The following is a 4,544-nucleotide window of genomic DNA, read 5'->3' as shown; positions in this document are numbered from 1 at the left end:
CCCGCGGTCTGTCCCTCGGCATGCGCCTCGACAACTGGCCGCCTGCAAGTCTTAAGAAGGACGACAAGGCGACTGCCTGATCGTCGTAATCACCGAACGTAGTGTTTGGTAAGGAATGAACCATGCGTCATCGTAAAAGTGGTCGTCACCTGAGCCGCACCAGCTCGCACCGCAAGGCCATGTTCCAAAACATGGCGGTGTCGCTGTTCGAGCACGAGCTGATCAAAACTACTCTGCCAAAAGCTAAAGAACTGCGCCGCGTTGCCGAGCCGCTGATCACTTTGGCCAAGATAGATAGCGTTGCTAACCGCCGTCTGGCTTTCGACCGTACTCGTTCGAAAGCTATCGTTGGTAAGCTCTTCAACGACCTGGGCAAGCGTTACGCTACCCGTGAGGGTGGCTACCTGCGCATCCTCAAGTGCGGTTTCCGCGCTGGCGACAACGCGCCTATGGCGTACGTCGAGTTGGTTGATCGTGCTACTGCTGGCGAAGCTGTATCTGCCGAGTAAGACGTCAGTCTGAAACAAAGAACCGGGCCTAGTGCCCGGTTTTTTGTGCCTGTAAGAAACGCGCCTTTTGTACAAGCGTTTCCTTCGTCTGTGTCGTCATCATGTGACGGGGATGATCATTAGTATTTTTCTATCGATGTCTGCAAGTTAATGAATTTGTAGGTGTCATATTGATGATCAATACTCCTTCTCAGCCGATTAGCCGGCAGTTCAAGACCGACAGAGGAAGGAAGATCGCATGAGCCAAAACACAACGCTTACCACCGCCAGTGGCGCTCCTGTTGCCGATAACCAGAATTCCCGCTCCGCCGGCCCTCGCGGCCCGCTGCTGCTCGACGACTTTCACCTGATCGAGAAGCTTGCCCACTTCAACCGTGAAAACATCCCTGAGCGCCGTGTACACGCCAAAGGCTCGGGTGCTTACGGTACGTTCACTGTGACGCGTGATATTACTCAATACACCAGCGCGAAGCTGTTTGAGGCAATCGGGAAGCAAACCCCGACTTTCCTGCGGTTTTCCACTGTGGGCGGTGAGCGTGGTTCGGCCGATACCGAGCGTGATCCGCGCGGCTTTGCCTTGAAGTTTTACACCGAGGAAGGCAACTGGGACATCGTTGGCAACAACACCCCCGTGTTCTTCATTCGCGATCCACTGAAGTTTCCGGACTTTATCCACACCCAGAAGCGTTTGCCGCAAAGCAACCTGAAAAGTGCCCAGATGATGTGGGACTTCTGGTCGCATTCGCCCGAGGCGCTGCACCAGGTCACCATCCTGTTCTCCGACCGGGGTATCCCTGACGGATACCGMCACATGCACGGCTTTGGAAGCCACACTTACAGCCTCATCAACGCTCAAGGTGAGCGTCACTGGGTGAAGTGGCACTACAAGACCAAGCAAGGGATCAAGAACCTCGCTCCGGCTGAAGCAGCGCGCTTAGCGGGTACTGATCCGGATTACGCCCAGCGTGACTTGTTCAGTGCCATCGAGCGCGGTGATTTCCCGAAATGGCGCGTGTGCATTCAGATCATGAGCGAGGCTCAGGCGGCGGCGCACTATGAGAACCCGTTTGATGTCACCAAAACCTGGTCGCAGAAAGAGTTTCCACTGATTGAAGTCGGAGAACTTGAGCTCAATCGCAATCCGCAGAACTACTTCGCGGAAGTCGAGCAAGCGGCGTTCGGTCCCAGCAATATGGTTCCAGGCGTTGGTCTGTCGCCGGATCGTATGCTGCAAGGTCGGGTCTTCGCCTACGCGGACGCTCATCGCTACCGTGTCGGCACCAATCACCAGCAGTTGCCCGTCAACGCTGCGCGCAGTCCGGTCAACACTTACCAGCGCGATGGTTCGATGGCTTTTGGCAGCAATGGCGGCTCGACGCCGAACTACGAGCCGAACAGCTACGTCGAGTCGCCGAAGCAGGCGCCTCGTTATGCAGAGCCGGCGTTGGCCCTCAGTGGCGCCGCTGATCGTTACGACCACCGTGAAGACACTGATTACTACAGTCATGCCGGCGCGTTGTTCCGCTTGATGACTGAAGAGCAGAAATCGCTGCTGGTCAGCAACATCGCCGGTGCGATGGCGGGTGTGTCGAGTGATGTGGTTGACCGTCAGTTGCAGCACTTCTACAAGGCTGACCCGGCGTATGGAGAAGCAATCGCAAAGCTGCTCAACGTACAGCTTAACGAAGTCTAAATGAGAAGCAGAACCGCCCTTGATTGGGCGGTTTTTTGCGTTATTTCAGCCGCTTTTCTCAGGATATCTTCGCTTTTATTGCGTCTTGCGAGTGACGATAAGGGCATGTTGGTTCAAACTACAACTTTCAAGCAGGGAGATGTAGGGCGATGCAAGGCCACCCAGATGTGATCGATTACCTCAACACGTTGCTGACCGGCGAACTGGCCGCGCGTGATCAATATTTCGTCCACTCGCGGATGTATGAGGACTGGGGTTTCACCAAGCTCTACGAACGAATCAATCACGAGATGGAAGAGGAAGCAGGGCACGCTGATGCCCTGATGCGCCGGATTCTGATGCTCGAAGGCACGCCGCGCATGCGTCCGGACGATCTCGATGTCGGCACCACGGTGACCGAGATGCTCGAAGCGGATTTGCGCCTGGAATACAAGGTCCGTGCTGCGCTGTGCAAGGGCATCAAGCTCTGCGAGCAGCACAAGGACTATGTCAGCCGCGAAATGCTGCGGGTTCAATTGCATGACACCGAAGAAGATCACACCTACTGGCTCGAGAAGCAGTTGGGTCTGATCAAGTTGATCGGGCTTGAGAACTACCTGCAATCCCACACCTGATTGCATAGGGGAAGCCCCAACGTCTTTTGTAGGAGCGAGCTTGCTCGCGAAAAATCTGAAGGCGCTGCGTTATCGTTTACGACCTTCGTCGGAACGCCGCCCGGAGCAAGCTCGCTCCTACAGATACAAAAAAGCCCCTGTCACTGATGAAGTGACAGGGGCTTTTTCATGGGGCCCGGTTAAGCCCTGTCACGCTCCAACAGCGGCTTGAGGTAGTAACCGGTATGGGATTGCTTCATCTCTGACACTTCCTCCGGCGTGCCGACGGCAATGATCTGCCCGCCCTTGGAACCACCCTCCGGACCCAGGTCCACCAGCCAGTCAGCGGTCTTGATCACGTCCAGGTTGTGTTCGATCACCACCACGGTGTTGCCGTGGTCGCGCAGGCGATGCAGCACGTCCAGCAGTTGCTGGATATCCGCGAAATGCAGCCCGGTGGTCGGTTCATCGAGGATGTACAGGGTCTTGCCGGTATCACGCTTGGACAGCTCGCGGGACAGCTTCACCCGTTGGGCTTCACCGCCGGACAGCGTGGTAGCCGATTGCCCCAGCTTGATGTACGACAGACCGACGTCCATCAACGTTTGCAGCTTGCGCGCCAGGGCCGGTACGGCATCGAAGAACTCCCGTGCTTCCTCGATGGTCATCTCGAGGGTTTCGTGGATGCTCTTGCCCTTGTACTTGATCTCCAGGGTCTCGCGGTTGTAGCGCTTGCTCTTGCACACGTCGCACGGCACATAGATGTCCGGCAGGAAGTGCATCTCGACCTTGATCAGGCCGTCGCCTTGACATGCCTCGCAGCGGCCGCCCTTGACGTTGAAGGAGAAGCGCCCCGGCCCATAGCCCCGGGAGCGGGACTCCGGTACGCCAGCGAACAACTCGCGGATCGGTGTAAACAGCCCGGTGTAGGTCGCCGGGTTGGAGCGCGGTGTGCGACCGATAGGGCTCTGGTCGATATCGACGACCTTGTCCAGGTGCTCCAGGCCCTTGATGCTGTCGTGGACGGCCGCTTCGAGGGTAGTGGCGCCATTCAGCGCCGTGGCGCTCAGCGGGAACAGGGTGTTGTTGATCAGCGTCGACTTGCCGGAGCCGGACACGCCGGTGACACAGGTCAGCAGGCCGATCGGAATCTCCAGGTCGACATTGCGCAGGTTGTTGCCGCGCGCGCCCTTGAGCGCCAGCGTCAGCTTCTTGTTGCGCGGTGTGCGTTTGGCCGGGACTTCGATCTTCACCCGGCCCGACAGGTATTTGCCCGTCAGTGAGTCCGGATGCGCCATGACCTCGGCCGGTGTGCCTTCGGCGACGATATGCCCGCCGTGGACGCCAGCGCCCGGGCCGATGTCCACCACGTAGTCGGCCAGACGAATCGCGTCTTCGTCGTGCTCGACCACGATCACCGTGTTACCGATATCGCGCAGGTGCTTGAGGGTGCCCAGCAACCGGTCGTTGTCGCGCTGATGGAGGCCGATGGAGGGTTCGTCAAGGATGTACAGAACGCCCACCAGGCCGGCGCCAATCTGGCTGGCCAGACGAATACGCTGGGCCTCGCCACCGGACAAGGTGTCCGCGCTGCGATCCAGCGACAGATAGTCGAGGCCGACGTTGACCAGGAACTGCAGGCGTTCGCGGATTTCCTTGAGGATCTTGTCGGCAATTTCGCCACGCCGGCCGGTGAGCTTGAGCCCGCCAAAATAATCGGACGCATCGCCGATCGGCAGGTTGGTTACC

The 4,544-nt window shown here is 58.0% G+C and carries 5 protein-coding genes; 4 read left to right on the top strand and 1 reads right to left on the bottom strand.

What is annotated here, in order from left to right; all coding sequences use genetic code 11:
- From AC1DVH_RS26565 to bfr, 4 genes are all read left to right on the top strand, one after another.
- The coding region (locus AC1DVH_RS26565) for a hypothetical protein (protein ID WP_477756295.1) at positions 1 to 80 on the top strand (80 nt) is incomplete at its 5' end.
- A gap of 42 nt (positions 81 to 122) precedes the next feature.
- Entirely contained in the window at positions 123 to 509 is a 387-nt protein-coding gene (gene rplQ, locus AC1DVH_RS26560) for a 50S ribosomal protein L17 (RefSeq protein WP_046041617.1), read from the top strand.
- Positions 510 to 747: 238 nt separating this feature from the next.
- Positions 748 to 2,202: a catalase gene (locus AC1DVH_RS26555; RefSeq protein WP_477756294.1), complete on the top strand. Its 1,455-nt coding sequence runs from the start codon at positions 748 to 750 to the stop codon at positions 2,200 to 2,202.
- Between the two features lie 149 nt (positions 2,203 to 2,351).
- Positions 2,352 to 2,816, top strand: a complete 465-nt coding sequence (bfr, locus tag AC1DVH_RS26550) for a bacterioferritin (RefSeq protein WP_008053867.1) — start codon at positions 2,352 to 2,354, stop codon at positions 2,814 to 2,816.
- A 179-nt stretch (positions 2,817 to 2,995) separates the two neighbouring features.
- Here the strand turns inward: bfr and uvrA are convergent.
- A partial coding sequence (gene uvrA, locus AC1DVH_RS26545; protein ID WP_477756293.1) for an excinuclease ABC subunit UvrA occupies positions 2,996 to 4,544 on the bottom strand: 1,549 nt, incomplete at its 5' end.

It is taken from the genome of Pseudomonas sp. P4_C3 (assembly GCF_056402075.1).
This window is presented reverse-complemented; position numbering and strand designations above follow the sequence as displayed.